This is a genomic window from Loigolactobacillus coryniformis subsp. coryniformis KCTC 3167 = DSM 20001, from assembly GCF_002706425.1.
GTDB classification, from domain to species: domain Bacteria; phylum Bacillota; class Bacilli; order Lactobacillales; family Lactobacillaceae; genus Loigolactobacillus; species Loigolactobacillus coryniformis.
The window spans coordinates 869,176-895,580 of sequence record NZ_CP017713.1 but is presented as its reverse complement, the minus strand read 5'-3'; the positions used below and the strand labels follow the sequence as shown (position 1 = coordinate 895,580).

30 protein-coding genes and 1 riboswitch are annotated in these 26,405 nt (G+C 46.3%); all 30 genes read right to left on the bottom strand.

The window, feature by feature from the left end; genetic code table 11:
* The 30 genes from cobU to LC20001_RS04315 all read right to left on the bottom strand — a co-directional run bounded on the left by cobU (nt 1) and on the right by LC20001_RS04315 (nt 26,403).
* Complete coding sequence (gene cobU / locus LC20001_RS04460) at nt 1-591, bottom strand: bifunctional adenosylcobinamide kinase/adenosylcobinamide-phosphate guanylyltransferase (RefSeq protein ID WP_003677060.1); 591 nt, start codon at nt 589-591, stop codon at nt 1-3.
* On the bottom strand, nt 591-1,319 hold the full coding sequence (locus LC20001_RS04455; RefSeq protein ID WP_010010171.1) for a hypothetical protein: 729 nt from the start codon (nt 1,317-1,319) through the stop codon (nt 591-593). The genes cobU and LC20001_RS04455 overlap by 1 nt, the downstream gene beginning before the upstream one ends.
* A 6-nt stretch (nt 1,320-1,325) precedes the next feature.
* Nucleotides 1,326-2,618 carry a glutamate-1-semialdehyde 2,1-aminomutase gene (hemL, locus tag LC20001_RS04450; protein WP_003677066.1) on the bottom strand — a complete coding sequence of 431 codons (1,293 nt, stop codon included), beginning with the start codon at nt 2,616-2,618 and terminating at the stop codon, nt 1,326-1,328.
* A gap of 57 nt (nt 2,619-2,675) precedes the next feature.
* Nucleotides 2,676-3,650: a porphobilinogen synthase gene (gene hemB / locus LC20001_RS04445; RefSeq protein ID WP_003677068.1), complete on the bottom strand. Its 975-nt coding sequence runs from the start codon at nt 3,648-3,650 to the stop codon at nt 2,676-2,678.
* A gap of 124 nt (nt 3,651-3,774) precedes the next feature.
* Nucleotides 3,775-4,692 carry a hydroxymethylbilane synthase gene (gene hemC / locus LC20001_RS04440; protein ID WP_010010172.1) on the bottom strand — a complete coding sequence of 306 codons (918 nt, stop codon included), beginning with the start codon at nt 4,690-4,692 and terminating at the stop codon, nt 3,775-3,777.
* Entirely contained in the window at nt 4,689-5,978 is a 1,290-nt protein-coding gene (gene hemA / locus LC20001_RS04435; RefSeq protein WP_010010173.1) for a glutamyl-tRNA reductase, read from the bottom strand. Before hemA ends, hemC begins: the two co-directional genes overlap by 4 nt.
* Nucleotides 5,978-6,439, bottom strand: coding sequence for a precorrin-2 dehydrogenase/sirohydrochlorin ferrochelatase family protein (locus tag LC20001_RS04430; RefSeq protein ID WP_003677074.1), 462 nt, complete (start codon nt 6,437-6,439; stop codon nt 5,978-5,980). Before LC20001_RS04430 ends, hemA begins: the two co-directional genes overlap by 1 nt.
* A 75-nt stretch (nt 6,440-6,514) precedes the next feature.
* The gene (locus LC20001_RS04425; RefSeq protein ID WP_010010175.1) at nt 6,515-8,014 is read right to left on the bottom strand and encodes a cobyric acid synthase; all 1,500 of its coding nucleotides are present in this window, start codon (nt 8,012-8,014) and stop codon (nt 6,515-6,517) included.
* A gap of 79 nt (nt 8,015-8,093) precedes the next feature.
* Nucleotides 8,094-8,924, bottom strand: a complete 831-nt coding sequence (locus LC20001_RS04420) for an energy-coupling factor ABC transporter ATP-binding protein (RefSeq protein ID WP_003677079.1) — start codon at nt 8,922-8,924, stop codon at nt 8,094-8,096.
* Complete coding sequence (cbiQ, locus tag LC20001_RS04415; protein WP_003677080.1) at nt 8,917-9,624, bottom strand: cobalt ECF transporter T component CbiQ; 708 nt, start codon at nt 9,622-9,624, stop codon at nt 8,917-8,919. Before cbiQ ends, LC20001_RS04420 begins: the two co-directional genes overlap by 8 nt.
* A 67-nt stretch (nt 9,625-9,691) precedes the next feature.
* Entirely contained in the window at nt 9,692-10,006 is a 315-nt protein-coding gene (locus tag LC20001_RS04410; protein ID WP_010010177.1) for an energy-coupling factor ABC transporter substrate-binding protein, read from the bottom strand.
* A complete protein-coding gene (locus tag LC20001_RS04405; RefSeq protein ID WP_003677083.1) occupies nt 10,003-10,749 on the bottom strand; it encodes an energy-coupling factor ABC transporter permease in 747 nt (248 codons plus the stop codon). Before LC20001_RS04405 ends, LC20001_RS04410 begins: the two co-directional genes overlap by 4 nt.
* Before the next feature lie 36 nt (nt 10,750-10,785).
* On the bottom strand, nt 10,786-11,493 hold the full coding sequence (locus LC20001_RS04400) for a cobalt-factor II C(20)-methyltransferase (protein ID WP_003677085.1): 708 nt from the start codon (nt 11,491-11,493) through the stop codon (nt 10,786-10,788).
* Nucleotides 11,494-11,497: 4 nt separating this feature from the next.
* On the bottom strand, nt 11,498-12,286 hold the full coding sequence (locus tag LC20001_RS04395; RefSeq protein ID WP_010010178.1) for a sirohydrochlorin cobaltochelatase: 789 nt from the start codon (nt 12,284-12,286) through the stop codon (nt 11,498-11,500).
* On the bottom strand, nt 12,283-13,683 hold the full coding sequence (gene cobA / locus LC20001_RS04390) for a uroporphyrinogen-III C-methyltransferase (RefSeq protein WP_010010181.1): 1,401 nt from the start codon (nt 13,681-13,683) through the stop codon (nt 12,283-12,285). The genes LC20001_RS04395 and cobA overlap by 4 nt, the downstream gene beginning before the upstream one ends.
* Nucleotides 13,684-13,699: 16 nt before the next feature.
* Nucleotides 13,700-14,449 carry a precorrin-6A reductase gene (gene cobK / locus LC20001_RS04385; protein ID WP_010010182.1) on the bottom strand — a complete coding sequence of 250 codons (750 nt, stop codon included), beginning with the start codon at nt 14,447-14,449 and terminating at the stop codon, nt 13,700-13,702.
* Nucleotides 14,446-15,171, bottom strand: coding sequence for a precorrin-3B C(17)-methyltransferase (cobJ, locus tag LC20001_RS04380; RefSeq protein WP_003677089.1), 726 nt, complete (start codon nt 15,169-15,171; stop codon nt 14,446-14,448). The genes cobK and cobJ overlap by 4 nt, the downstream gene beginning before the upstream one ends.
* Nucleotides 15,172-15,180: 9 nt before the next feature.
* Nucleotides 15,181-16,236, bottom strand: coding sequence for a cobalt-precorrin 5A hydrolase (locus LC20001_RS04375; protein WP_010010183.1), 1,056 nt, complete (start codon nt 16,234-16,236; stop codon nt 15,181-15,183).
* The gene (locus LC20001_RS04370) at nt 16,233-16,997 is read right to left on the bottom strand and encodes a cobalt-precorrin-4 methyltransferase (RefSeq protein WP_003677092.1); all 765 of its coding nucleotides are present in this window, start codon (nt 16,995-16,997) and stop codon (nt 16,233-16,235) included. The genes LC20001_RS04375 and LC20001_RS04370 overlap by 4 nt, the downstream gene beginning before the upstream one ends.
* A gap of 30 nt (nt 16,998-17,027) precedes the next feature.
* Nucleotides 17,028-17,582 carry a decarboxylating cobalt-precorrin-6B (C(15))-methyltransferase gene (locus LC20001_RS04365; RefSeq protein ID WP_010010185.1) on the bottom strand — a complete coding sequence of 185 codons (555 nt, stop codon included), beginning with the start codon at nt 17,580-17,582 and terminating at the stop codon, nt 17,028-17,030.
* On the bottom strand, nt 17,575-18,174 hold the full coding sequence (locus LC20001_RS04360) for a cobalt-precorrin-7 (C(5))-methyltransferase (RefSeq protein ID WP_010010186.1): 600 nt from the start codon (nt 18,172-18,174) through the stop codon (nt 17,575-17,577). Before LC20001_RS04360 ends, LC20001_RS04365 begins: the two co-directional genes overlap by 8 nt.
* The gene (cbiD, locus tag LC20001_RS04355) at nt 18,171-19,301 is read right to left on the bottom strand and encodes a cobalt-precorrin-5B (C(1))-methyltransferase CbiD (protein WP_003677097.1); all 1,131 of its coding nucleotides are present in this window, start codon (nt 19,299-19,301) and stop codon (nt 18,171-18,173) included. Before cbiD ends, LC20001_RS04360 begins: the two co-directional genes overlap by 4 nt.
* Before the next feature lies 1 nt (nt 19,302).
* Nucleotides 19,303-19,956 (bottom strand): cobalt-precorrin-8 methylmutase, encoded by a 654-nt coding sequence (locus tag LC20001_RS04350; protein WP_010010187.1) that lies wholly within the window; start codon nt 19,954-19,956, stop codon nt 19,303-19,305.
* Nucleotides 19,957-19,994: 38 nt separating this feature from the next.
* Nucleotides 19,995-20,948 (bottom strand): adenosylcobinamide-phosphate synthase CbiB, encoded by a 954-nt coding sequence (cbiB, locus tag LC20001_RS04345; RefSeq protein ID WP_010010188.1) that lies wholly within the window; start codon nt 20,946-20,948, stop codon nt 19,995-19,997.
* Entirely contained in the window at nt 20,935-22,305 is a 1,371-nt protein-coding gene (locus LC20001_RS04340; protein WP_003677102.1) for a cobyrinic acid a,c-diamide synthase CobB, read from the bottom strand. The genes cbiB and LC20001_RS04340 overlap by 14 nt, the downstream gene beginning before the upstream one ends.
* Before the next feature lie 131 nt (nt 22,306-22,436).
* Nucleotides 22,437-22,624: riboswitch (cobalamin riboswitch) on the bottom strand.
* Nucleotides 22,594-23,460, bottom strand: coding sequence for a GHMP family kinase ATP-binding protein (locus tag LC20001_RS14375; RefSeq protein WP_010010189.1), 867 nt, complete (start codon nt 23,458-23,460; stop codon nt 22,594-22,596). (Overlaps the previous riboswitch by 31 nt.)
* Complete coding sequence (gene cobD, locus LC20001_RS04330) at nt 23,457-24,539, bottom strand: threonine-phosphate decarboxylase CobD (protein WP_010010190.1); 1,083 nt, start codon at nt 24,537-24,539, stop codon at nt 23,457-23,459. Before cobD ends, LC20001_RS14375 begins: the two co-directional genes overlap by 4 nt.
* Entirely contained in the window at nt 24,536-25,036 is a 501-nt protein-coding gene (locus LC20001_RS04325; protein WP_003677104.1) for an ECF transporter S component, read from the bottom strand. Before LC20001_RS04325 ends, cobD begins: the two co-directional genes overlap by 4 nt.
* Before the next feature lie 131 nt (nt 25,037-25,167).
* The gene (locus tag LC20001_RS04320) at nt 25,168-25,734 is read right to left on the bottom strand and encodes a cob(I)yrinic acid a,c-diamide adenosyltransferase (protein ID WP_003677105.1); all 567 of its coding nucleotides are present in this window, start codon (nt 25,732-25,734) and stop codon (nt 25,168-25,170) included.
* Between the two features lie 219 nt (nt 25,735-25,953).
* Complete coding sequence (locus tag LC20001_RS04315; RefSeq protein ID WP_003677106.1) at nt 25,954-26,403, bottom strand: EutP/PduV family microcompartment system protein; 450 nt, start codon at nt 26,401-26,403, stop codon at nt 25,954-25,956.
* Nucleotides 26,404-26,405 lie beyond the last annotated feature (2 nt).

Sequence of the window (26,405 nt, the reverse complement as noted above, 5' to 3'; positions counted from 1 at the left end):
TCATTTAATTTGTTGTGGCAAACCACTGATCACGAAATAAACCTGATCAGCCGCTTGAGCTAAATATTGATTGACATCGCCATAAATATCACGCAATAATCGTGCTTGCCGCGTGGCGGGTACGACGCCTAAACCAACTTCATTCGTCACCGCCAATAAACGCTGTTTCGTGGTACGAACGGCGTTCACAATGTCATGCCACTGGGTTAAAATCTGCTGTTCGATTTCTTTGATCTGCGGGTTAGTCATTTGCTCAATATAATCATCATAAGCTGCCGGTTGAACTTGACCTTGTTGCGCAACTAAATGATAAAACAGATTAGTCGTCAACATAGTCACATCATCCAATAAATAACCAGCAAAATGATGCTGCTGAATAAAAAGCGCTACATCCAAATAACGTTCTTCCGTTTGCCAATTAGCTGAACGGCGAGCTTGATGACGTTCGATCCGCAAAGCCATCTCCTGATCAGGTGCCAACATCACTCCAGTGGCGATGTAACAAATCGCTTCAGCTGCTGTAAAGCGCTGCTCCGCAAATGCTGACTTACCACTACGTGCACCGCCAGTGATCAACTCAAGTTGTGCCATCATTTCGCCTCCAATTCTGCGATCAAGCGCACGGTAGGAAATGCGCATTGTAGTTCTGCTTGTGCTGCCGGGACGATTGCAATCAATAAGACTGTCGCCGGTCCAGCTGACTGACTAAATTCTGCATCATCAGTCACCACCCATTTAGGCGTTAATTTTTGCGTGGTCGCTAGTTGACCCATTTCATCACGAATTCCTTTTGAACCCACCGGTAATAAATCGACAACGCCAACAATTTGCTGCAACCGTCGCACTTCTTGGTAAGCAAAAATCGTATCTAGGTGCGCCACGACCTGTTCACCAACATATGGTGTACCCAGCTGATAAACTAGCAGCGACGAGTACTGTTTACGTTGTTTTAGCGCACTTTTACCGATCACGGTTACACCGACTGAGGTTGTGATCGTCGTCATGTTATCCTCGGTACTGCCATTTAATGGCAACGTCGCTAAATCAGCTTTAGCTAATTCTTGCCGCAACCCGGTGATCACCTTTTCACCAGTAGGCTGCATTTCATTTCCAACGGTATCGATCACCATTAATGGCTGTGCACCAAAGCACAACAGCTCTAATAATGGGACGCGTAAACAATAAGCAGACATAACTTCGGTGGGAACCGAAACCATGTCTGCTTGTTTAGCGCCAATTCCTGCACTACTGTCACAGGCAATTACCAATTGTTCAGTTGTCGATAATGGCAGTAATGTTAAATCACGAAATTGACTCATCGCCACTCACCCCTGACTAACGGCAGCAAAGGCACGTTCAAATGCTGCAATCGTTTGGTCGATCTCAGCATCAGTGTGTTTAGTGGAAATGAAATTCGTTTCAAATTGCGATGGCGCAGTGTAAATACCTTCTTGCAATAACGCCTTATAGAACTTGGCAAAGTATGCCTGATCACTTTTTTGAACGTCCGCAAAATTTTCAACTTCATGTTCATTAAAGAAGTAACTCCACATCGTGCCAACATGATGCGTGACTATTGGCACTTGATATTGCTTTGCAGCAGCCGCAATTCCAGCCATCAAGCGCGTCACTTTTTGATCCATCGCAGTATACAAGTCTTCATTTAATTGCTTGATTGTGCTAATACCGCCCGTCATCGCTAATGGATTACCAGATAAAGTCCCAGCATGATAGATTGGACCATCAGGCGTGATCTCATGCATGATCTCCCGCCGACCACCAAAGACGCCAACCGGTAAGCCACCACCAACAACTTTACCTAAAGTCGTTAGATCTGGTGTAATACCATATAAAGCCTGAGCACCATGGAAGGCTGCACGGAAACCAGTCATAACTTCATCAAAGATCAATAAAGCGCCATGATCACTAGTGACTTGGCGTAGCGTCTGCAAAAATGACTTCTTAGCTGGAATAACGCCCATATTACCGGCAACGGGTTCAACGATCACACAGGCAATTTCATCACCATGCGCCGCAAAGACTTTTTTGATCGCCGCTTCATCATTATAAGCCACAGTTAAAGTATCATACGCTAAAGCTTCAGGTACACCAGGAGACTTGGTAATATTAAACGTTGCCAATCCAGAACCAGCATCGACCAATAATGAATCACTATGGCCATGATAGTTCCCAATGAATTTAACGATCTTATCACGTTTCGTGTAGCCACGAGCCAAACGAATCGCACTCATCGTGGCTTCCGTCCCTGAAGAAACCATCCGCATCATTTCGATCGACGGCACCACTTTTTGAATCATTTTCGCCAATTGGCTTTCCAACAAAGTCGGTGCACCGTAACTGGTTCCTTTAGTCACAGCTGCCTGTAAATCAGCAACCACTTGATCATCAGCGTGTCCAAGAATCAATGGCCCCCATGACATGACGTAATCGATATAATCATTACCATCAATATCATAGATATGTGATCCTTTACCATGATCGATAAATAATGGATCACCACCGACATTTTTAAAAGCACGAACTGGGCTATTGACCCCGCCAGGCATTAATTGACTAGATTCAGCAAAAGCCTGTTTTGATTTTGTAAAATCACGCATACTATCCTAATTCCCCCTACTTCACAATCGTGGTTAATTTAATATTAAAGTTTTCCGTTATTTGACCAGCCGGGCCGCAACATCCTTGGCAAAATAAGTGATGATCAAGTCGGCACCAGCACGCTTCATCCCAGTTAAAATTTCATCCACGATTTTGGCTTCATCGATCCACCCATTAGCGGCGGCAGCTTTAACCATTGAATATTCACCAGAAACATTGTAGGCCACTAATGGCAACAATGTTTGTTCACGAACGTCACGCATAATGTCCCCAAAAGCCATTGACGGTTTGACCATCACCATATCGGCGCCTTCTTTTTCATCACTAGCAACTTCGCGCAATGCATCTAAGCGGTTAGCTGGGTCCATTTGGTAAGTTTTACGGTCACCAAAAGCTGGTGCACTATTGGCCGCATCGCGGAATGGGCCATAGAAGCTAGAAGCGTATTTAACGGCGTAGGACATGATCGGTGTATTAACGTAACCCGCTTCATCCAAGCCCTGACGGATTGCCGCAACAAAGCCGTCCATTGCATTAGATGGCGCAATAATATCAGCCCCCGCCTTAGTCTGGCTGACCGCAGTTTTAGCCAACAACTTCAATGATTCATCATTTAAGACGTAGCCATTTTCATCCACGACACCACAATGACCAGTAGACGTATACTCACACAAACAAGTATCCGCAATAACGATCAAATCAGGATAAGCGGCTTTGATCTTGCGTGTTGCTTGTTGCACGATACCATCGTCTGACCAAGCACCAGTACCAACATCATCCTTATGGCTAGGTAGGCCAAATAAGATAATTGCTTTAATACCTAAATCAGTGATAGCCTTGATCTCAGTCAAAATCGTATCTAAGCCAAATTGATAAACCCCTGGCATCGAGCTGATTTCTTTTTTGCCATTAAAATCCTCAACGACAAAAACCGGCATGATCAAATCATCGCGAGTCACCCGATTTTCCCGAACGAGGTCCCGTAATGCTGGAGTTGTGCGTAAACGACGATGACGATCAAATTGAATCATAAATATCTAACTTCTTTCCTTAAATTAATTTTGTAACCTGCGTTGAAAAAACGCCTGAATTATGACGTATACCTAGTTAAGCAAGCACAATATTTTCCGCTAAATTAACAATAAACAACACTTACTAATCCACTGCTAATGCTGCCAATGCACCTTGAGCGATCAATGTATCAGCCGCCGTTTTACCTAATTTAGCGGTTAAGGGACCGCGATTCTCAATTGGATACCATGCGGTCCCATCTTGCGCTGCGACTAAACCTTTAAACTCATACCCAAGTGCATTTTGCGTGGCGTAAGCTCCAATTGGAAAATTACAACTTCCGCCTAGTGCCTTTAAAAAGGCGCGCTCAATTTGGACACAGCTAGCAGTTTGGGCATCATGAATCGCTGCTAATAGTCCCAAAGTATCGGTATCCGCTTGCCGGCATTCGATTGCCAATGCACCTTGACCAGTGGCTGGCAAAATTACGTCTTGTAAGGAGTAACGATAATAAGGCGCAATATCAACGGCCAAACGATCTAAACCAGCCTCAGCCAAAACAATGCCGGCCAAGTTTTCACTAGCAATTTTAGCTAAGCGAGTATCGACATTACCGCGAATTGGTACGATCACTAAATCCGGCCGTGCGTGCAATAACTGCCCTTCACGACGTAAACTATTGGTGCCGATACGCGCATTTTGGGGTAAATCAGCTAACGATTTGATGGGTGCCACCGTGATCAGGCAATCAAATGCTGAAGCTCGTTTTGGCACTGCGCCAATCGTTAAACCCTGCGGTAAAACCGGTGGTACATCTTTCAAACTATGCACTGCAAAATCAATTTTTGCGGATAATAGTTCGTGTTCAATTTCTTTAACAAAAACACCTTTACCACCGATTTTTTGTAGACTGTCATGTAAGTTACGGTCGCCTTCAGTTACAATCGGCTGGAGCTTAAATTCCAGTTGCGGAAATCGTGTTTGTAATTGTTTTTGCACTAATTGGGATTGGCATAAAGCTAGTTTACTTTTACGTGTGCCAATAATAAACGTTGTTTTCATTTAGCAACCTCCTTCTTAGCAGTCGCTTCATCTTCATCTAAACCGAAAATCTGTTTAAAGAAATCAATGTCGACCTCTGCATCGGTTGTGACCGATAACTCTTTGATCGTTTTGATCGGTTGCTTGATCAACTGATTCACAATGCTCTTCATATGCTTACGGATCACTTTTAGCTCATGTTCGTCTAACTCAGGTAACTTACGCTGCAGACTAGTCAAGGCGGTACCCTGCACCGCTAAAGCTGATTCACGTAATTCCTTGATCACCGGAACGATATGTAATTGGCGTTGCCAGGTATAGTAATCCTGTACCGCAACGGGAATTTCCGCGGCAATCTTTTTGACTAACTGCTGGCGTAATTCATTATTGGATTGAACGATCTCTGTCAGTTGATCAATATTGTAATAATGCAATTGATCCGCTAATTGTGGGGTTAAACGAATATTGCGCGGAACTCCCAGATCAATCAATACCAAATTTGGCCGCCGTTTTGTCAACGTTTGTTCAGTAATCACCGGTTCACGTGCCGCCACCGCAGTGATCACCGCATCAGAATCGGCTAAAACCTCAGTTAAGTTAGTCAACGGCGCAGCGCTGACTTGCTGACCAAAATTAGCCGCTAAATGTTGCGCTTTACTTAAAGTTCGGTTGACTAAAACAATATGACTAAAGCCCATATTGTAGGCATTATCCAACGCTTGGCGACCAATTTCACCTAAGCCAACAATTGCCAATTGTTTACCCTGTAAAGCTTGTAGATGGGATTTAATCTGATGTAAGCCGGCCTGACTCGATGAAATTGAATGTTCACTGATCTTATATTCTGTATGCATCCGTTTGGCAAAAGTAATCACTTCTTGGAATAAATGATTGAAAATTGCGCCAGTCGTTGCATTGGCTTGAGCCGCAAAGAAAGCCCGTTTAACTTGACCTAAGATTTGTGGTTCACCAACGATCAATGATTCCAAACCACTAGCAACCCGGAATAAATGGGTCACTGCAGCGTCCTGTTCTTCAATCATAACATAGGTATTGATCGTCGCTAAGTCGACATTAAACCAGTTGGCCAAGAAACGCTTCAAATAATAACGGCCCGTGTGGATCTGATCAACGACCGCATAAATTTCGGTACGATTACAGGTTGATAAAATGACATTTTCCAGGATACTTTTTTCCTGATTTAATTTTTGATCGGCTTGCGCCAGTTGCTCCGCCGCAAATGAAAATTGCTCACGAAGTGCCAGCGGCAAACGATGATAGTCCAGATTGACATAAATAATAAACATTATTTGGTTTCATTCCTTCCTTTTTGCCACGGCTTGGCCTGCAGCCAAATCGTTAAAAGTTGCCGGATTTTTTTAGCTAGCTTAGGGGAACTGCCATGAGTCGAGACCGCTAGCGCAACATCATCTTGTGACACCATCGCCATATTATAAAAATCAGAAGCATATTTATTGCTGGTATTATTGACCAATTGACCTGGCCCGGCGTCTTGACGCACTTGCGCATTCACGGCCAAATCATCGGTACAGGCAATGATTAAATCAGCTTGCGCTAAATCACCTGTTTGATACGCGCGTGCCACCCAATTAAGTTGTTGACGGTCGATTGTTGGCGCCAACGTCGGACTGATCACTGTGATCACCGCGCCAGTTGCTTGCAGCATTTTGATTTTACGTGCAGCCACACGACCGCCACCCACAACGATCACCTGTTTATCCTGTAAGTTCAACATAACTGGATACATGAAATTCCCCACTTCTTAAAAAGTTCGCCACCAAAGATTACAGCAGCGCTTCACGACAACATAACTGAAAATATTTTAATGTGCACTATCAGCTAAAATCTGATAGATCGCGGCCATATCAAGATGTTGGCGCAAGGTTGCTGCTAATTTGTCATACTGCTGCTCCTTATAGGCATTCAGTGACACGCCTGGCGTATAAATCGGTGCCAAGCCTTTACGCTCCCGCAATTGGTTCAACAAATGGCGCGTCCATAATTGATTATCGAAAATACCATGTAGGTACGTTCCAAAAACAGTTCCATCATCGTTGATCGCACCATCATCCCGCGCCGTTTTAACCCCATTATTGGCAACAATCTTGGTGTACGGCCGTGCCGCTGGGCCTAATTTAGTCGTGCCCATATGGATCTCATAGCCGGTTAGTTTAAACCCATCATGCCAGGCCTCCGCTTGGGTGGTCGTTTTAGTTGGATTAAAATAAGTCGCGGCATCGATCAAACCTAAGCCGGCCTGATGCTTGATCGGTGATTCAACTTGTTGTTCGTCGTGCAACTGACGACCAATGATTTGATAGCCCCCACAAATGCCACAGACCATACTGCCTTGTTGATGGGCCTGCTTGATTGCTGCCGCCAACCCAGTTTGATTTAAATAAGCCATATCCTCATTGGTATTTTTACTACCTGGAATGATCAATAGATCCGGTTGGCCTAGTTCATCCGCTTTAAGCACATAGCGTACTGAAACGTCAGGCTGCAATTCTAAACTATGAAAGTCGGTAAAGTTAGAGATCTTAGTTAAGCTGATCACCGCCACATCCAAAGCTTTGTTGGTATCCATTTGCCGCGATTTACCGGTCAAGGCCACACTATCTTCTTCATCCAGATCGACGTCACTCATTGGAATCACACCTAGCACCGGTACCCCGGTCAGATCCTCGATCATTTTATTACCCGGCGTTAACAAAGTTTCATCGCCACGGAATTTATTGATCACAATGCCTTTGACCCGCTTTTGATCGGCCGGCGGCATTAACTTAATTGTACCGTAAATTGCGGCAAATACACCGCCTTTATCAATATCGGCCACTAAAATAACCGGCGCATCAGCCATCCGCGCCATCCCCATGTTGACCAAATCATTTTCATTAAGATTAATTTCTGCTGGGCTGCCGGCCCCTTCCAGCACGACCACATCATTTTCCGCCGCCAACTCTTGATAAACTTGATTCACTTTATCCTTTAATTGCGGTTTGAATGCTTGATAATCGACTGCGTCCATATCAGTGAGGACTTTACCCAAGAATACCACTTGTGAGGCTTTATCGGTGGAGGGTTTTAATAAAATCGGGTTCATTCGCACATCCGGTGCCACCCCAGCGGCTTCGGCCTGAAATACTTGCGCGCGGCCCATTTCATTACCTTCCTTAGTAATAAAAGAATTTAACGCCATATTTTGCGATTTAAACGGTGCCACCCGTAGGCCATCATCGCGTAAAATTCGGCAGAGCCCGGCAGCCAACCAACTTTTACCTGAGTCAGAAGCCGTTCCCTGAAACATAATTGCTTGCGTCATTTTATTTTTCCTCCCTCATAGCTAACAATGGAACCTTGTCTAACCAGTTCACTCACATAATTATGCACACCAGGCCCCGCTAGTCCGGCAGATGCAGTTGCTTTAATTTTTCCTGCAGATCCTGATCGGCAAATAAGTCAGCCGGTGTGTTGTATAACGGCAAATGTAGATCTTCATGCAAACGTACCAACCAGGGCTGCTCTAGCTTAGCTTGTTCAATAACTGCCCGTTCCTTGAATACGGTCTGCTTATCCCCACTTTTAACGATACGCCCATCTTGTAAAATATAAAAATATTGCCCGACTTCATACATAAAATCCATATCATGACTAGACAAAATTATTTTCTGTCCGTTAGCGATCAACTGTTGGATCAATATCACCATCCGCCGCCGGCCATCAGGATCGAGCCCCGCCGTTGGTTCGTCCAGCAATAGCCACTCTGAATCTAAAACTAAGATACCGGCAATGGCGACCCGCTTTTTCTGACCGCCACTTAAATATTGGATCGGCCGTTGGCGTAAGTCACTAATATCCAGCTTAGCTAAGGCGCGATCCACCCGTGCATCGATCTCAGCCTGTGGTAGCCCAAGATTATGTAAGGCAAAGGCCACATCGTCCTCTACCAATGAATAAAAAATTTGTTGCTCCGAATTTTGAAAAACAATGCCGATCCGTTTGCGCAAAGCCAATAAAGACTTTTTATCATAGCGTAATGGTTGTCCGTCTAGCAAAATTTGCCCGCTATCTGGTCGCTGAATGCCAACCAAGTTTAAAAACAAAGTCGACTTTCCTGACCCATTTGGTCCAATGATGCCGATAACCTGCGCCTGATCTAATTTTAAGTTGATGTCATGCAGCACTTCTTTGCCAGGTTCATAACTAAAATTCACATGTTGTAGTTCAAGCATTATTGCCGCTCCGTTCTTTTGTCATAATTGGAAATTCGCCATGATAAAGTTTGACTGCCAGCGCATTATCCATTTCCCGATAATTATAGATGATCTGTTCGAATAGCAACTTGATCAACAAACTAAGCGAATGAATGCTGGTATGAAAATTACGGTAGCCAAACCGCAATTGCTGTGCATGATAGATCTGTTCCCACGCCGCAATAAAAATAAATATAAAGCGGTACATCAACATGGTTTCTTCGATCAATAAGCGCGGTAGATGTAGCTTAACTAACAAATAAACAATTTGTTGAAACGGCGTTGTTAAGGCCAAAAAATACGTACACGTGATCGCACTTAGTGCCCGCAAACCGATCGTTAATCCTTGTGGCAGCATCGTCTTTGAGATGCCAAAATATTGGCCAAAAACTGGAATCGACCAATACAAGGTCCGTTGTGTCGGCCCAACAGTCAAAATAATTCCCAAAATACTTAACAGCAGGAACGGCAATATGCCATAATACCAACGCAAATATTGATGTAAACCGACTCCGGTCACGTATAATGTGGCACCAATGACGCCGACCAATAATAAAACCTTTAACCAAATGATCGGCTGGAACGCTAAAACCATTCCTAGTAACCACAACCAGCCTTTTAAAACCGGTGACCAGTGAACGATTTTATTTTGGTAAGCATATTTATCGATCACTAACATAATGCGTTCCTCCTATCTCACTGAAAAACGATCGTTCAGTATTTTGCTGAATTTTATCGCCGACACGCTATTCTTGGTGTTTTTGCGCCTGCATTTCCTGCCGTGCCTTACGCTTGCCATGAGCATTGCCGATGATGTACGCGATGATCCCTGTACCGATACTGCCTTGTACGGTAAACAAGAAGCTTTCCACTTCAGCAGAAGGCGGCGTCCATAACGGATGGATCCATACTTTATAGCTGGGATCATTTTTACGAATCTGCGCGGTACCTTGGTCATCACTACCAGTAAAGCTGCCACCTTTGGCAACGAAAAACGGAATCACGCACAAGACAATGACTAAAGCGACTAAAATTAAGTTCTGCACTGTTTTTCGTTTCATCGTAAGGCTGACTCCTCCCATAAATGATTACTGATCACTAAGTTATAAACCAGCACTGTCAGTAGTCCTTCGGCAATCGCCAACGGAATTTGCGTGACCGCATAAATACTCAAAAACTTGATCGCAGCGCCGAGCACCCCATTATTCGGGTCCGGATACACCACTGCTAACTGAATAGAAGTCGTGACGTAAGTGATCCAATCAGCGAAAACCGCACAGAGAAAAATTGAAATTGCCCGATTCATCCGCAATGCGCGACAAAGCCGCCAAACCGCATAACCGACAAACGGACCGACGATCACCATCGAAACCATGTTGGCCCCTAACGTTGTTAAACCGCCATGAGCTAAAAGCAAGGCCTGAAATAACAACACGATCGCGCCTAGCACACTGAGCACTCCGGGACCAAACAACACGGTTCCTAAACCTACCCCAGTTGGATGCGATGACGACCCAGTAACTGAAGGAATCTTTAATGATGATAAAACGAAAACGAATGCACCGCATAGCGCCAACATAATTTTCGCATTTTGATTAGAATCACGTACGATCTGCCGCATCCGGTATAGACCATAAATGAAGAACGGCGTGGCGATGGCAAACCAGAAAATACACCAGCCTGGCGGCAGCATGCCTTCCATAATATGCATGGCGTGAACGGTGATCGGATAATTCAGACTGACCAGCAACACCGCCACCCCGACGATGATCAATAAACGTTTAAACTTTTTTGCTGATAACATACTGTACCTCCCACTCATAAAATATTTTTAGCCAACTCATTCAACCAAACGTTGATGTTTTTTAACCAACATCGTGGCAAAATAAGGCAACTTACTGTCGGCCGTTAACTGTTGAACTGGCGTGATCTCCTGGCCGGCCATTGACGCATTGGCAACCACGATCGCTTGATCTAATAACCCAGCAGCCGCTAAAAGTTGATACACCATTTGCCAATGTGTGGCGACTTTCATAATCACTAAATTATCGTTTAAAGCTAAGGCACTTTTTAACGTTGCTTCATCGGTTGTTGCCGGTACCACCGTTAATAATTCATCATCTAATACTAACGGGATCGATAAACTAGCGGCAATTTGTGAGAAGGACGAGATCCCGGCGATCGTTTCCACCGCGATTTGATCCTGGACCCGCGCTAAAATATAACTATAAGTACTATAAACGGACGGATCACCTAAGGTCAGAAAACCAACGTCGCGCCCAGCTTGGACGTCACTAACGATCTCACTAGCGATCGCGGTCCAGCTTTTTTCCTTGGTCGCCAAATCTTTAACCATTGGAAAATGACGCTGCTTGATTTCTAGATCAGCTGGCAAATACGGCTGGGCAATTTTTTCGGCCACACTGACCCCACCGTGATGCGCCTTAGGTGTATATAAAACGTCTAACTGTTGAATCAGCTTAGTTGCCTTGACGGTCAATAGATCAGGATCGCCAGGACCAACGCCAATACCATAAAATTTCGCCATTTGTTTACTTCCCTTCATTACTCTTGTCGAGCGCCTGTTGTAAATGTTGCGTGAACCGCTGTTGGACCGCCGGAAGCTCACCTAAACCAACTAAGTGACTTTCAGTCTTAAACCCTTGTGCCTCTAGTTGTGACCGCCACGAAGCCGGCTCAGTCGATGACATATCATTAGTCGCATGGTTGCCCGCAACTAACATTAACGGCCATAGATGCACTTTTTTAATGCCATCTTGCTGCATTCGCTTAAGCTCCAGGGTTAAATCAGGATAACTTTCCACTGCCCCCACATAATGGCGCGTGCCCATTAACATGTGATCCAAGCACGCATAAGCCGTGAATTGGTTATCCGCGGTACCGTGGCCCATAAATAAGACCCCTTCATCGGCCGCCAAATTAGGCGTCAACTTAGGCAGCTGGGCCACTAACCATTGATAATCGCTGTAGTCGCTTAACAACGGCTGGCCCACGATCAATTCCGCAAACTGATCACGATAACCCGCTAGTTGACTTAATAACCGCTGATATTCGATGCCGGGAATAATATGCAATGATTGAACGAGCACGCGGGTGAAGCCGGCCTGCTGAATCTTGTGCAAAGCCTGGCTAGGCGTATCGATTTTAATTTGTTCTTTTTCGCGGATCCGTTTGATTACAACGTTAGAAGTAAACGCCCGGAAAACAGTGGCATCAGGATAAGCCTGCTGAATCGCCGTTTCGGTTGCTGCAATTGTTTTCTGTCGCGTTTCCGGAAAAGTCGTTCCAAAACTAACAACTAAAATAGCTGTTTTGGTCATGCTTGACACCATCCTTCAATTTTATCTAAAACTGCGGTATAGCTGGGTTGGCTGCCATAAACCCGTTGCACGCCTTGGGCGATCAACGCTGCCGCCACTTGCTCGCCCATAGCAAAACTAGGCAACTGTTGTAACTGCTGGCGCTGACTCGGTCGAACACTATTAAATAGGTCAGCGACCGCTTGTGTGCTGGGAAAAATAGCCGCCTGATATTGCCGCAGCCGTAGCTGATCTTGGGTCGGCAAGCGATGTTGATAGGTTGCTAACCAAGTTGCCCCCTGAGTTGATTGTGCTGGTGCAGCACTGATGATCAATAGGGACGGTGCCGTTAAATCAAGCTGCGCTAATGGCATACAATCATCAACTAACAGACCATATTTTTGTAGCCCTTTAGCAACGCGTTGACTAGTTGCAATCAAGCGTAAATGTGCCAATACACGCAGATCTTGTCCAGCTGCTAACAATTGCTGCTGTAATTCTGCGAAAGCAACAATATCGGTCACGACTAGTGTTTGATAAGCCGTAAAATTAGGTGATTTTATGGGCAGTGGCTGCGGGGTGCTACGTTCAAAACGACCGACAAAAGCTCCCCGATCAGTTAATAATTGAGCTAAGCGTGATGGTTGTGCGGCAGGAATCAAAATATGTTTGCCGGTCAACGGTGTCGCTGGCGCTTGTAAAACCGTACGCAATTTAACCACATCACCGACAACGATCAGACTAGGCGCACCAATTTTTTGTTGCCGCACCGTACTGACGATTTTAGCTAATGGCGCCGTGACCACACGCTGATTCCAATGTGTCGCCCATTGAATAATGGCTACCGGTGTCGTTGCTGCTTTACCATGTTGACGTAATTCGGCCACAATTCGTGGTAACTGACTCATCCCCATCAGAAAAACCAACGTGCCTTCTTGTTGCGCAATGTTTGCCCAATTCAAGCCGCCATTTGTTTTCTGCCGGTGACCGGTAATAATGTGAAAGCTGGAGGCATAGTCCCGATGTGTGATCGGAATGCCAGCAGCCGCTAGACCAGCGATTGCACTGGTGATTCCCGGTACGACCTCAAAATCAATACCAGCCGCCGCCAACCGTTCGCCTTCTTCGCCACCACGACCAAAGACATACGGATCACCTGCTTTTAAGCGGACTACCCGTTTATTTTGCTGGGCGTATTCGATCAATAGTTGCTCGATCCGTCCCTGTTTGACCTTATGAAAACGGGGCAACTTACCGACGTCGATCAGCTCAGCTTGTGGCGCTAAGTGTAGCAATTCTGGATCGACTAAGCGATCATAAAAAACCACATCGGCTTCATGCAAACGCCGCGCCCCTAGCCGAGTCAAATATTCTGGTGCGCCGGGACCGGCACCAATTAATGAAACTAAACCACTCATGCTGCCACTCCCCTCTTTAAAGTTGTGCTAACGTTGTTGCTAGTTCAGGAATCGTTTTGACCACTGCTGGATAATCAACCGCTGGCCGCTTGATAATAATGCAGGGAATATTTAGCGCTGCACACGCGGCGACTTTTTCCTGAATACCGCCTTGGCGACCACTTTCCTTAGTCACCACTGCACAGGCGTTGACACGCTTAAATAATTCAACGTTCAACGCCGTAGTGAACGGTCCGCGAATACCATCGACCTGTTCTGCTCGTAAGCCTAACGCGGTCAACTTTTCAAACACCCGGGTAACCGGCAAGACGCGAACGTGAATACGTTCGAGCCCTAAGGCAGCAATGTAATCACCAACGGTTTTACTACCAGTTGACAGATAGACGGTTCCGTCAAGCTGCTTTAGAATGGCACAGGCCTGCTCCAAATCATCGACAAAACGCAGATCTTGGCCGGCCTCGGCAACTTGCTCCCGCTCAAAGCGTACATACGGAATGCCGACTATTTTAGTCGCAGCAATCGTGTTTTCAGAAGCAACCTTAGCAAAGGGGTGCGTCGCGTCGATCACTAACGTAATTTTTTGCTGCCGTAAAAACGCCGGTAACTGTTCCGCATCTAAAGCTTGTTCAGAAACCATCGCGGCGTGTTCATGCGCCAACTCTGCGCCATACTGACTGACCACCGACAAAATAAATGGCCGTTGTTGCTGGGTGAGAAAATCGGCAATGGTCAGACTTTCCGTCGTACCACCCATCAATAAAATCATAGTGTATACCCTCTTGGTGTGATCATATGGCCATCAGCGACGTAGGTATTCTTGTTACCAATAATAACGATCGTCGTCATATCAACGTCTTCTTCGTCCAAGTCTTTGATCGTGGTTATTTTTTCAATTTCTTTTGGCCGCGCCACATCTTTGCCAATGCCAACCACGGTTTCTGGTGATTTATATTTCAAAATAATGTCTAAGGCTTCACGTAAGTTATTAGGCCGCCCTTTACTACGAGGATTGTACAAGCAAATGACAAAATCAGCGCTGGCCGCAGCGTCAACTCGTTTCGTGATCACTTCCCACGGTGTCATCAAGTCGCTTAGGCTGATGTGGCAGAAATCGTTCATTAACGGTGCGCCTAAAGCAGCAGCGGCCCCAATACTAGCCGTTACCCCTGGGACAACTTTGATATCGATCTTCGCTTTAGCCTTGGCCGCTAATTCTAAGGCCAAGCCGGCCATGCCGTAAATCCCAGCATCGCCACTAGAAACGATGGCAACATCTTTACCGGTTTGAGCGATCTCAATGGCCTTTTGACAACGCGCCACTTCACCACGCATCCCGGTCGACACGATCTCCTTATCCTTGATCAAATCACGAATGATGCGGATATAGGTAGAATAGCCGACAATAATATCCGTTTTTGCGATCACATCTAGGGCTTCCTGGGTCATCAGGTCACGTGAACCTGGTCCAATTCCGACAATATATAACATGTAATTTCCTCATTTCTGTAATTGTTTTAAACGCGCTAACGTAAAGGTCATTTCCTGGCTAGCAAAGCGTGGCGTAAGCGCTAGTTGACCACTAGCCACTTCAGCACTAGCCGCAGCCACATTGCCAACACCGACCGTTTTTTTAACAAACGCCGATTGCGGGTAATGCTCGGCGGCGGTAGCCAATTCAGCGGCAGAATAAAAAGTGAGCTCACAGTTAAAGGTCGCCGCCAAATAATGCAGCGCCGGTTCATGCGCTTTTTTATCAATACTGGCAATTTGGGCTACCGACTGCCACGCCAACTGTTCTTGTTGGCAAAATTCTAACCAGGCCTGCTGCGCTTGCGCAATGGTCACATTTTTGCGGCAACCAATGCCCAGCACGTTGCAGCGGGGAATCAATTGCACCGTCTGCGCTCGCTTGGGGAAAACCGTCCGATCGGAAATGATCACCGCCGGTCCAGCCGTTGGTAGCGCATGCCAGTCGGCAACTTCCGTAAAGCCCCGCAAATGATCGACATACCCGCGTAAATACGGCTCGATGTACAAGTAAACGGGTGCCTTGGCCGCCAATAAACCGTTGATCCATTTAGTGTTGCGTTTAAACTCCGGATACCAACCATTTAATTGCTTCATGAGTAGATCCAGCGCTTGCACTTGCTCAGTGTCAGTTGCCGTAGTCACCACTGGATCAGCAACTAGCAATGTTGCTAGTTCGTTGGTCCACTGGTTGGCACCACCAATATGGCCGGACAATAAACTGATCACGTGTTGGCCTTGTTCATCCAAAACTAACACCGCCGGATCAGTGGTTTTATCTTCGATCACCGGCGCCAACGTTCGCACAACAATGCCACTAGCCATAATACAGATCAAACAATCGACTTGTTTAAATAGCCGTTGCAACACCGTGCTAAATTCGCCACGGGCAATTGATTGCGTCGGTGCTAGCGCAATTTTGGCCGGCGCATAAATTGTAACTGGTTGTGGCCAAACCGCTGCGATCTGCTGGGCCAATTTTTGACCAGTTGCGGTCACGGTCACGATTGCAAAGCGTTGCTTCATTTTTCGCTGGCCTTGCGGTATTCATGGGTGAAATGGGCATCGTACAAATGCGAATAATGGTACTGCTCGCCTAAGAATTCGCCGACCATGATCAAGGCCGTCTTCCGGATACCAGCGTCCTTAACTTTGCCAGCAATATCGGCCAAAGTCCCAGAAACACTTTGTTCATCCGGCCAAGTGGCTTTGTAAATAACCGTTGCTGGTGTGGTTTCAGGATAGCCACCAGCAATCAATTCTTTGACCACCTTACGCATGCCCTGCACGGATAAGAAGATCACCATCGAGGTTTGGTGCGCAGCAAATGATTGCAACGATTCACGATCAGGAACTGGCGTCCGGCCAGCCATCCGGGTAATGATCACACTTTGGGAGACTTCGGGCACGGTATATTCCACGCCTAGGCTGGAAGCCGCACCTAAGAATGAGCTAACACCAGGAATGCAGTCATACTGAATGTCGCGCTTTTTCAGTTCTTCGATTTGTTCACGAATCGACCCGTAGATCGAAAAATCGCCGGTTTGTAGCCGGACCACATTTTTATCAGCCTTAACTGCTTTTGCCATTTGCTCAACGATCTCGCCTAAAGTCATGCCAGCGCTATTGAACTTTTCAGCGTCCGGCTTGCAGTAATCCAATAAATCTAAATTGATCAGCGAACCAGCGTAGATCACAACGTCGGCCGCCGCCAACAAACGGTACCCTTTCAACGTGATCAATTCTTTATCGCCAGGACCGGCGCCAACAAAACTTACAATTGCCATATTTGCTCGTCTCTTTTCTTTGATTTGATGTTACTTAGTCGCGGTGAGGATCATCGTCGGATTCTGGGGCTTAAAATAATGACCTGGGCCCAAGGCGTGCCATTTAGAGATCTCCGCGCGAATCATTTCGACCTGCTTAAACCCGGCCTGCTCAACTAATTGATAAGCCACCAAGGCATTTTCGAATAAAATGAAATTCAGCACCAGTTGCCCACCAGTAGTCAGCTGGGCCGCAGCAAAATCAACGATCCCCGCCAACTGCTGCCCACTGCCACCAACAAAAATAGCGTCGTAAGTCTGTTGCGGAATGGCCGTCGGTGCGGCACCGTTGATCAACTCAACGTTAGTCAACTGAAATTTTTCAATATTTTGTTGCATGATCGCAATGGCGGCTGGCTTTTGTTCGATCGCCGTCACTTGCAACTGTGGGAAATCATGGGCCGCTTGCACGCTGATACTACCAGTACCAGCGCCAACGTCGAGCAACGTGTGTTTGTCACTTAGTTGTAACGCCGTAATACTGATCGCGCGTACTTCGGCTTTGGTCATCGGTACTTTACTCCGTAAAAATTCTTCATCACGCATTCGTGATCACCACCACATTCAAGGCATATTCGCGCTTAACGACTTGATCCGCCGGTAAGCAAGTTATTTTTTCTTCGGGATAGCTGAGCATTTCGCCAATATACATTAGCCGCTGCTGACCACGTTGTAAAACTTCTTGGGCAATTTGGTACGGCCCGATTTGCGTATCGGTAACCATGGCCACCGTTTGATGTTGTAATAGAAAATCAAAATCCGGCACCCGGCCATGACTGCTGGTCAAATAGCTATCATTCATTGGCAAACCGATCTGATGGAAACAATATTGGATTGCGCTGATTCCGGGTACGATATGGATCTGTTCACGGGGAAATTGATGCAGCGCCCAATTGCCGATGCCATAAAGTAATGGATCACCAGAAGCTAACACCGCGATCTCCCGTTGCTGATTATTTTGCAAAAATACTTTTAATTCACTTAATTTAGGTAAGACATAGCGTTTTGCGGCTGGTAGATCAAACAAGGCTAATTGGCGCTGGCTACCAACGACCACCTCAGCCCGTGCGACCACCGTTGCCACTTCCGCCACCATTAATTTAGCCGCACCGGGGCCGATCCCCACGATATTGATCATTGCCATTGCCCCTCAATTTCAGCCAACGGCTTAGTCGCCGCCAAAAAGCCGGTTTTATTGGAAAAGATCACCACGTCAATATCAACGTGTGGCTTACGGTGAGCTAATAATTTGTCTGCCCGCAATTTGATCTTATCAACGATCATTTGGTACACGCCTTGATAACCGGCCGCGTTGATCACTTCGATCATCGAGATCGTGGTCAGGCACTTATAAACCTTTTGCAATAATTCAGTTGGTGCGCCCATTAAAGCCAAATTAGCCACCATGATCTCAGCCCGCGCATCGGCGTCCTTACTATGGGTCGAAAAAATACCAGCCGAAACTTTGATCAGCTTACCTAGATCACCGACGATCAATAACTTTTCAAATTCCAACCGCTGCACTTCATGTAGTACATAGCCGACAAAGTTACTCATTTGGACCTGCTTCGTAACTGGAATGTGCATTTGATCTTTCAGAAAATCTTCACCATAATTACCCGGCGTTAAAATCAAATCCTTGTCGCCGCGTTTGCGGTGAATATTCATTTCGATGGTGATCGAATGTTTCCAGCTTTCTTCTGACATTGGCGTGACGATACCGCTGGTGCCGAGGATCGAAATGCCGCCGACAATGCCTAATTTAGGATTGTAAGTCAGCTTCGCGACCTTTTCACCTTCTGGCGCGGAAATGATCACATTAGCGCCGCGGTCAGGCCCTAACGTTGCGCGAACGCTTTGCTTGATCATTTTCCGTGGCGTTGGGTTGATCGCCGCCATGCCCACCGGATTGGCTAGACCGGCTTGAGTCACGCGGCCGACACCTTTCCCGCCATCAAGCACGATCTGATCATCATCCCGCAACGTCACGGTGGCGTAGATCAGCATGCCATCAGTGGCATCTTGATCATCACCACCATCTTTTTGGATCGCGATGCTGGCTTCGTGTTCATCAAAGTGACATTCCTTAATTTCAAAATCAACTTGTTGACCATTAGCGGCGGTCACCCGCACGGTATCCTGTGCGGTTTGATCAAGTAACGCTTTGGTTGCCGCCACGGCGGCTGCAGTTGCTGTAGTCCCGGTGGTAAAACCTTTGCGCAATGCTCGACCATTGTAATAAACGTAATCTTCTTCTTTAGCCAATTTAATCACCAGCAATCTGATCTAAATTGTATAAAACCGCATTAGTCAACGCCGCCGCTAAGTTACTGCCACCCTTACGTCCATGGGCAACAATTGCCGGAATATCACTTTCAAACAAAGCTTCCTTACTTTCCTTGGCCTCAACGAAGCCCACTGGTACGCCAATCACCGCGTCAGCGTGTAGTTGACCCGCTGCCTGCATTTCCAGAATTTTATACAAGGCAGTCGGTGCGTTACCAACCACGAATAACTTTTTAGTATCGCCTTGCGCGGCCACTTCAATACTAGCCATTGACCGGGTAATATCGTGGGCCTTAGCGTAAGTGAAAATCTCTGGATCACTGACGTAGCAATGATAGTGGCAACCTAGTTCATCTAATTTTCGCTTATTAATTCCTGACAAGGCCATGTGTGTGTCGGTATAAATTGTGCCACCTTGGGTCATCACGTCTTTGATTTGCCGGATCACGTCATGGGTAAAAGTTAAACTGTCAAGGTACTCAAAGTCAGCAGTCGTATGTATTGCCCGTGTAATGATCGCTTTTTCTACAGGATCATTAAATTTATAATCGGGGCGGGTTGCCGCGATTTCTTCATGGATCATCCGAAAACTTTTTTCGGTAATTAAGTTAGGTGTCGTAATATATTCTGCCAAAGGAAATTCCTCCTTATATTTCACGATTAAGGGACTGTTTAAATGAGCAACCAGCGGCAACCGGCAAAAAACAATAGGCCTAAAATCGCACTTACGTACAACATGCGGTTGGTTGTGCCGATATCCGCGCTGCTGGCTGGTCGGGCATCGGTGCGGCCAATAAAAGGCTTATCGACACGCTCACCAAAGTATTGGTGCGGGCCACCGAGGCGCAGATCAAGCGCGCCAGCAACCACCGATTCCGATAGCGCACTGTTAGGGCTTAAATGCTGCCGCCGATCGCGCCGACCAATTTGCCAGGCGCCGCGGCTATTGAGTCGCAATAACCAGCTAGCTGCAAGTAAAAATAACCACGTTAGCCGCGCTGGAAGCCAATTGAAAATATCATCTAATTGGGCGGAAAAGCGACCAATATTGCGGTACTTCTGATTGCGGTAACCAACCATTGAATCCAATGTATTGACGGCCTTATAAACTAAGCCCAGCACCGGACCACCGATAAATAAGTAAAATAATGGTGCGATCACCCCGTCACTGGTATTTTCCGCGATCGTCTCAATGGTCGCCTTGCACACGGCTTCCGCGGATAACTGCTGGGTATCGCGACCAACGATCATCCCTACCTGTTGTCGCGCCTGGGTTAACCGCTGCGCCTGCAAACTTTTTTGGATCTTGCGGCCTTCATGCGCCAGGCCGCGAATGGATAAGGTGGTGTAACACAAGTAGACCCCTACCACGTAATGTAACCAGAACCACCGTTGTGTTAGACCCATAATGGCGCCAGCAATAATTGCCGTTCCACCGACGATCACAAACCATAACAGTACGCCCAACCAAAATAATTGCCGCGCCGAGCGCGTGGTTTGGTCAAATTTTTTCACATAAGCGGCGATCGCCTGGCCCATAACCTTGACCGGATGCGGCCAACTATACGGATCGCCTAGCAATAAGTCCAACACAAAAGCCAAGCCGATCATACTAATCAGCACCACGGGTCACCGCCCCCATTTCCTGCAACAAATGCTGCAGTAGCTGTGGATTTTGGTAAAAATGAACGTGCACGTAACCGGCAAAAGTCCGGCGAACTTGATAGCCGCCAGTCCACTGATCAACGATCTGACCGTCGCGCTCCTTAGTCAACTTAAGCAACGGTTGCGCCCCGGTGGCTTTAAAAATTGAATGATGAAATTCATGGCCAGCAATTCGTTGGCCTTGCGCCACCAACAAGGTATCTTGTTGCGCCGTGGCATAACAATAACCAAATCTTTTCAAGCGCGGTGTCATTTCACTTGTACCAGCTAGCACGCCGACCATCGGAAATTCGCCAGCGGCCGTTTTTAACGTTTCACCTAGGTACATTAGGCCACCACATTCAGCATAGATCGGCCGATTTTGCTTAGAAAAGCTAGCAATATCTTGCCGCATCGACTGATTGGCCGCTAATTCTGCGGCAAACTCTTCAGGGTAGCCACCCCCAAGATACAAGGCATCAACAGCTGGTAATTGGGCGTCATGCAGCGGACTAAAGGGCACCAATGTCACCCCACAGCGTTTAAGTAACTCCAAATTATCCTGATAATAAAAGTTAAACGCATCATCTTGCGCAATACCCAAGCGCAACTGATATTGCGGTAATTTAAACGGCAACTTAGCCGGTGTCTGGTCCGGCACAGCTAAGCTTAATAGCTGGGGCAAATCTAAATGTGCACCTAATAATTCGGCGATGCGTTCAATCTTTTGGTCGATCTGTGGTAACTCTGAATCGGGCACTAAGCCTAGCTGCCGTGACGGTAAACTAATTGCCGGATCACGCGGCAAGTAACCCAGTACTGGTACAGTGGTATAACGTTCGATCGCGCCTTTGATCAATTGAAAATGATTCGCACTAAGCACATTATTGATGATCACCCCAACAATATTGACTGCCGGATCAAAATTGACATAGCCCATGACAATTGCGGCCGTAGAGGTGGAAGTCGCTTTGCCATCCAGCACCAAAACTACTGGGAGATCAAGTAGCTTAGCGATCGCTGAACTCGAAGCACAATCCTTGTCGGTACCTAAACCGTCATATAGCCCCATGACGCCCTCAACAACGGCATAATCGATCAGTGCCGTATTTTGCTTGAATAAATAAGCGAGTGTCGCCCGTTGCGGCGTTAAAAAACTATCTAAGTTACGCGACGGCCGGCCAGTGATCCGTGTATGAAATTTAGTATCAACGTAATCTGGTCCAACTTTGTAGGGTTGAACATTTAAGCCTTGTTGGACTAATAATTTCAATAACCCAAGTGTGACACTGGTTTTACCAGCACCACTGGTTACGCCAGCAATCATTAATTTACGCAAATTAGCCACCACCCATCAAAAATTTCTAAAATTAAAAGCGCTTATCTGTTGAGAGATAAGCGCTTTAGCTAGCATGACAGTTTTTGACTGTACGCCAGAAATAGCAAAACTAATACCCTCAGAAGTTTTCCCGAACATGTAGTTGATCAGCCGGTCTTCTGACTTAGTTTCATCCTACTAGCAGCCCTTCCCGATAAGAATTATCAGTGGGTCTTATTGCGTTCGTCCACATCACAGTAGCTAGGGTCTGTAAAGGCTTTGCACCTTTTTCCCGGTTCTGATCAACATTTATTTAAATTCTGTTGCTTGAATATAAGCACGATAGTAAGCACTAAATGGCTGTTGGCGTATCTGTTGCAATAAATCATTTGCCGCCAATCGTTGCGGGTCAAACATTAGCCCGATCACCGTGCCTGAATGGGCCACATTTAAGCCTAAAAACGGTTGTGTCTGCATAAATTGCTGGATCGCCGTAAAATACGGCTTCGGTAATAATTGCTGCCGTAAACAGGCACTTTGCGTCGCAGCTGCGCCTAATAATGTTAATGACTGCGTCTGCACCGCGGTCATAAAAGCCTGATAGACTTGTGCAAATTCGGTCGCTTGCTGTTTTAATTGTAACACGGTCAACTGCCGATGAACCAATGCAGTTGATAATTGTGTGGCTGGTTCCAAAACCAAACTGGCAAATTGTGGCCGCCACTTGGTCTGCCAATAAACCTGCCCAGTCCGTGCATCGATCACAGTCAATCCTTGCGCCAGATACGCCGAGGCATCACTGGCCTCAACTTGAACACAAAACCGAGTGATCTCCGCAGCCGACAATGAACGACCAAACAACCGTGCAACCGCACGACAAGTTGCCACTAGATCTGCCGTACTACTAGCCATGCCTTTGCCTAACGGAATCTCACTTTGCCGACTTAATTTAATTTTAACTTGTGGCTGACCAAAGTGCGTTAGCAACAAACGACACAACTGATACATTTTGACTTGCGTCGCCGGTATGGCTGGCCAGCTGGGTACCAAAACTGCCGTCACGCGACTGGATAAATCAATACCATAAGCAACTAATTTTTCCGAGCCGGCTAACCAGCCTTGCAATAATTCACCACAAGTTGCTGGACAACTAGCCACCGCCGATTGCAAACTCACTGACTAAGCACCTGCTTTAAAGCCACCAATAAACGTTGATCAGCCGCACGATCCTTAACCGCCACCCGATAATAATGGGCGTCTAATTGCCGATAATCCGCACAAGTCCGAATCACGATACCGAATTGCAGCAGCCGCTCAGCTAAATCAGTTGGCGCTGCCCGCAAAAGAATGTAATTGACCTGACTAGGAAAAACGGTTAGTTGTGGTATTTGCGCTAATTGTTGCTGCAACCACGGCTGTTCCTGAGCAAACCATTGTTCCGTCGCCTGAATATAATCAGTTAATTGATAAATATGCTGCCCCGCGATCGCCGCTAAACTATTCAACGCCCACGGCTCACTAAAAGCCAGCAGCCGTTGGCCTAATTGCACATGAGGCACGATCGCATAACCTAAACGCAACCCCGGGATCGCAAAAAACTTAGTGGCTGAGCGCACGATCACCACCTGATCATCCGTCTGCAAACTAGGCACTAAACTGATCGCCGCTTCATTTGGCAAAAAGTCCATAAACGCTTCATCCAACAACAACCAAATATGTTGTTGCTGGCAATATGATTGTAACTGCTGCATTTGTTCGCGTGCTAATACTTGCCCAGTTGGATTATTCGGATTACCTAAGCAAACCGCTTCGATTTCCGGGTGTTGCTGCAAGGTTGCGATCAGCGCAGGCACATCGATCTGAAATTGTTGGGCTGGCGCTAAATCAAAATAAGTAATTTTGGCATTGATCCGCGTAAACGCGCGCTCATACTCCGCAAACGCCGGCGCTAATAGTAAAACGTTTTTGACGGCCAAGGTCGCAGCAACGTCAAACAATAGTTGTACTGCACCGTTGCCAACAAATACCCAATCCACCGGCACTTGAAAATGCTGACTTAATTGCTGCCGCAGTGCTAAATAAGTGGTATCTGGGTAGCGGGTCAATTCATCTAACCCTGCAGTTAAAAGTTGGCGTAGCTCAGGCGCTAAACCTAAAGGGTTGATGTTCGCACTAAAATCAAGTAATTGTTGCGGTGCCACTGTCTGCGTACGTCTGATCGCAGCTAAATTACCGCCATGATGTGCAACTCTCATCTTGTCACCCCAAGAAAGCTTAACGATTTGATCCGTTGTGGTAAGGCCACGTAGACAACTTCAGTTAAAACTAGGTTAGCCACAGTCGCCACCGTCAACGGTACAAATAGTGCAATAACGGCTTGATGCATAATTGGATATAAGATCAACAGATCCAGTGGCACATTGATCAAGTAACCACAGACATCCGCTAACAAAACACTATACCAACGTGACTTGCCTAGGCGCTGACGAATAAAACCAAATACACCCATGCAAAGTGCCATCAACGCCGCAATGATCAAATGAATTGGCAACGTTAACGGAAAACCAGATAACATCGATGAGATCAGATGACCAAATGCCCCTAAAAAGGCACCTACCCAAGGACCAAATAATAACGCGCCTAAAAAGGCGGGAAAGGAATCTAAGGCAATTGAGCCCATTAGCTTAACGTTAGCCCCAACAACACATAAGGCTAGCAAAACAGCCACGGTAGTCAGTTTACGAATCTTCATTTGCTTATTTCTCCTTTCCGATCATTAAAACTATGACGCTTTCATTATACTGCATCCCACTAGCCTTGTGCTTACTAGTGAGTGATTGAACAATATTCAATATATTACCGCTGACCACAAAATAAGATAAATCAACGGAAAACAGGCCGACTATTACGATACAAGACGTCTTCAGTACCTTCTAAAACGTTGGCGTAACGAGCAACGGCGAAGAAATAATCGGATAATCGATTAATGAAGACCAAAACGTCCTTATTGATCTCAGCAGTGCCTTGCAATGTAACGACTTCACGTTCAGCCCGCCGTGTGATCGTCCGAGCAACATGTAAGGCACTGGCAACTTGTGAGCCTCCAGGTAAAATAAATTTTTGGACTGGTGGTGCCACTTCCGTATAATGATCAATTTTACCTTCCAGCCATTTAGTTGATTTAGCATCAAAAATAAAATCATGCTTCGGATCGTCAGCTGGTGTGGCTAAATCGGTCCCTGCGTCAAATAATAATTGCTGAATTTCTTGTAATTCAGCGTGCAGTTCCACCGTTTTCTCAGTCAATTGACTGTCTGCATAACCGACCCAGGAATTTAGCTCATCAACTGAGCCATAAGCATTGACCCGAACATTATCCTTATCAACAACTTGCTTGCCAATGATCCGCGTCTGCCCTTTGTCACCTGTTTTTGTATAAATTCGTACCATAAAGGGTACCTCCTACTCCACAATAGTGGATAATTTTTGCATCAAAAATTTCTGATGTTTCGGTCGATGACCATTCTTGTGGCCAAGACCGTACCGCAAGAAACATGGCCCTACTCCACAATAGTGGATAATTTTTGCATCAAAAGCTTCCGATGCTACGAACAATAACCATGCTTGTGGCAAAAATCATACCACAAGAAATATGGTTTATATAATGCATTATGCCGTTTGTGATTGACTTATACCTAGATAATCGACGATAGCTTGAATACCCTCGTCATCTTCTGCAGAAATCGAAAAAATCTTCTTGGCACCAGCTAATTCAAGTTGCGTTGCTGCCCAATCAATATCCTTCTGATCCCTGGCTAAGTCGATCTTGGTCACAATGCCGATCTTTGGTTTAGGAAACATGCTGCCAAAGCCAGGCGAAAAGGTTTGCCGGCGGTCACTAACACTTTGCAATAAGACGATCACATCAGCTTCTGCAGCCGTGACCGTCAACGCATTATAGAGCTGGTGGTGTTCAACAAATTCACCGGGCGTATCGATCATGTCCTGATAGAATTCTACCGCTTGTGTCTTCCGATAATCAAGGGCCGCTCCTTGCAGACGTTGGCAAAGTGTTGTTTTACCGCAGCCAATTGCCCCAACAAAAATTGGTTTTTTCATCG

What these genes read in the sequence shown, in the direction of transcription:
- cobU (WP_003677060.1), bottom strand. Translation starts at nt 591, where the DNA reads ATGGCACAACTTGAGTTGATCACTGGCGGTGCACGTAGTGGTAAGTCA.
- LC20001_RS04455 (WP_010010171.1), bottom strand. Translation starts at nt 1,319, where the DNA reads ATGAGTCAATTTCGTGATTTAACATTACTGCCATTATCGACAACTGAA.
- hemL (WP_003677066.1), bottom strand. Translation starts at nt 2,618, where the DNA reads ATGCGTGATTTTACAAAATCAAAACAGGCTTTTGCTGAATCTAGTCAA.
- hemB (WP_003677068.1), bottom strand. Translation starts at nt 3,650, where the DNA reads ATGATTCAATTTGATCGTCATCGTCGTTTACGCACAACTCCAGCATTA.
- hemC (WP_010010172.1), bottom strand. Translation starts at nt 4,692, where the DNA reads ATGAAAACAACGTTTATTATTGGCACACGTAAAAGTAAACTAGCTTTA.
- hemA (WP_010010173.1), bottom strand. Translation starts at nt 5,978, where the DNA reads ATGTTTATTATTTATGTCAATCTGGACTATCATCGTTTGCCGCTGGCA.
- LC20001_RS04430 (WP_003677074.1), bottom strand. Translation starts at nt 6,439, where the DNA reads ATGTATCCAGTTATGTTGAACTTACAGGATAAACAGGTGATCGTTGTG.
- LC20001_RS04425 (WP_010010175.1), bottom strand. Translation starts at nt 8,014, where the DNA reads ATGACGCAAGCAATTATGTTTCAGGGAACGGCTTCTGACTCAGGTAAA.
- LC20001_RS04420 (WP_003677079.1), bottom strand. Translation starts at nt 8,924, where the DNA reads ATGCTTGAACTACAACATGTGAATTTTAGTTATGAACCTGGCAAAGAA.
- cbiQ (WP_003677080.1), bottom strand. Translation starts at nt 9,624, where the DNA reads ATGTTAGTGATCGATAAATATGCTTACCAAAATAAAATCGTTCACTGG.
- LC20001_RS04410 (WP_010010177.1), bottom strand. Translation starts at nt 10,006, where the DNA reads ATGAAACGAAAAACAGTGCAGAACTTAATTTTAGTCGCTTTAGTCATT.
- LC20001_RS04405 (WP_003677083.1), bottom strand. Translation starts at nt 10,749, where the DNA reads ATGTTATCAGCAAAAAAGTTTAAACGTTTATTGATCATCGTCGGGGTG.
- LC20001_RS04400 (WP_003677085.1), bottom strand. Translation starts at nt 11,493, where the DNA reads ATGGCGAAATTTTATGGTATTGGCGTTGGTCCTGGCGATCCTGATCTA.
- LC20001_RS04395 (WP_010010178.1), bottom strand. Translation starts at nt 12,286, where the DNA reads ATGACCAAAACAGCTATTTTAGTTGTTAGTTTTGGAACGACTTTTCCG.
- cobA (WP_010010181.1), bottom strand. Translation starts at nt 13,683, where the DNA reads ATGAGTGGTTTAGTTTCATTAATTGGTGCCGGTCCCGGCGCACCAGAA.
- cobK (WP_010010182.1), bottom strand. Translation starts at nt 14,449, where the DNA reads ATGATTTTATTGATGGGTGGTACGACGGAAAGTCTGACCATTGCCGAT.
- cobJ (WP_003677089.1), bottom strand. Translation starts at nt 15,171, where the DNA reads ATGTTATATATTGTCGGAATTGGACCAGGTTCACGTGACCTGATGACC.
- LC20001_RS04375 (WP_010010183.1), bottom strand. Translation starts at nt 16,236, where the DNA reads ATGAAGCAACGCTTTGCAATCGTGACCGTGACCGCAACTGGTCAAAAA.
- LC20001_RS04370 (WP_003677092.1), bottom strand. Translation starts at nt 16,997, where the DNA reads ATGGCAATTGTAAGTTTTGTTGGCGCCGGTCCTGGCGATAAAGAATTG.
- LC20001_RS04365 (WP_010010185.1), bottom strand. Translation starts at nt 17,582, where the DNA reads ATGCGTGATGAAGAATTTTTACGGAGTAAAGTACCGATGACCAAAGCC.
- LC20001_RS04360 (WP_010010186.1), bottom strand. Translation starts at nt 18,174, where the DNA reads ATGATCAATATCGTGGGGATCGGCCCCGGTGCGGCTAAATTAATGGTG.
- cobD (WP_010010190.1), bottom strand. Translation starts at nt 24,539, where the DNA reads ATGAGAGTTGCACATCATGGCGGTAATTTAGCTGCGATCAGACGTACG.
- LC20001_RS04325 (WP_003677104.1), bottom strand. Translation starts at nt 25,036, where the DNA reads ATGAAGATTCGTAAACTGACTACCGTGGCTGTTTTGCTAGCCTTATGT.
- LC20001_RS04320 (WP_003677105.1), bottom strand. Translation starts at nt 25,734, where the DNA reads ATGGTACGAATTTATACAAAAACAGGTGACAAAGGGCAGACGCGGATC.
- LC20001_RS04315 (WP_003677106.1), bottom strand. Translation starts at nt 26,403, where the DNA reads ATGAAAAAACCAATTTTTGTTGGGGCAATTGGCTGCGGTAAAACAACA.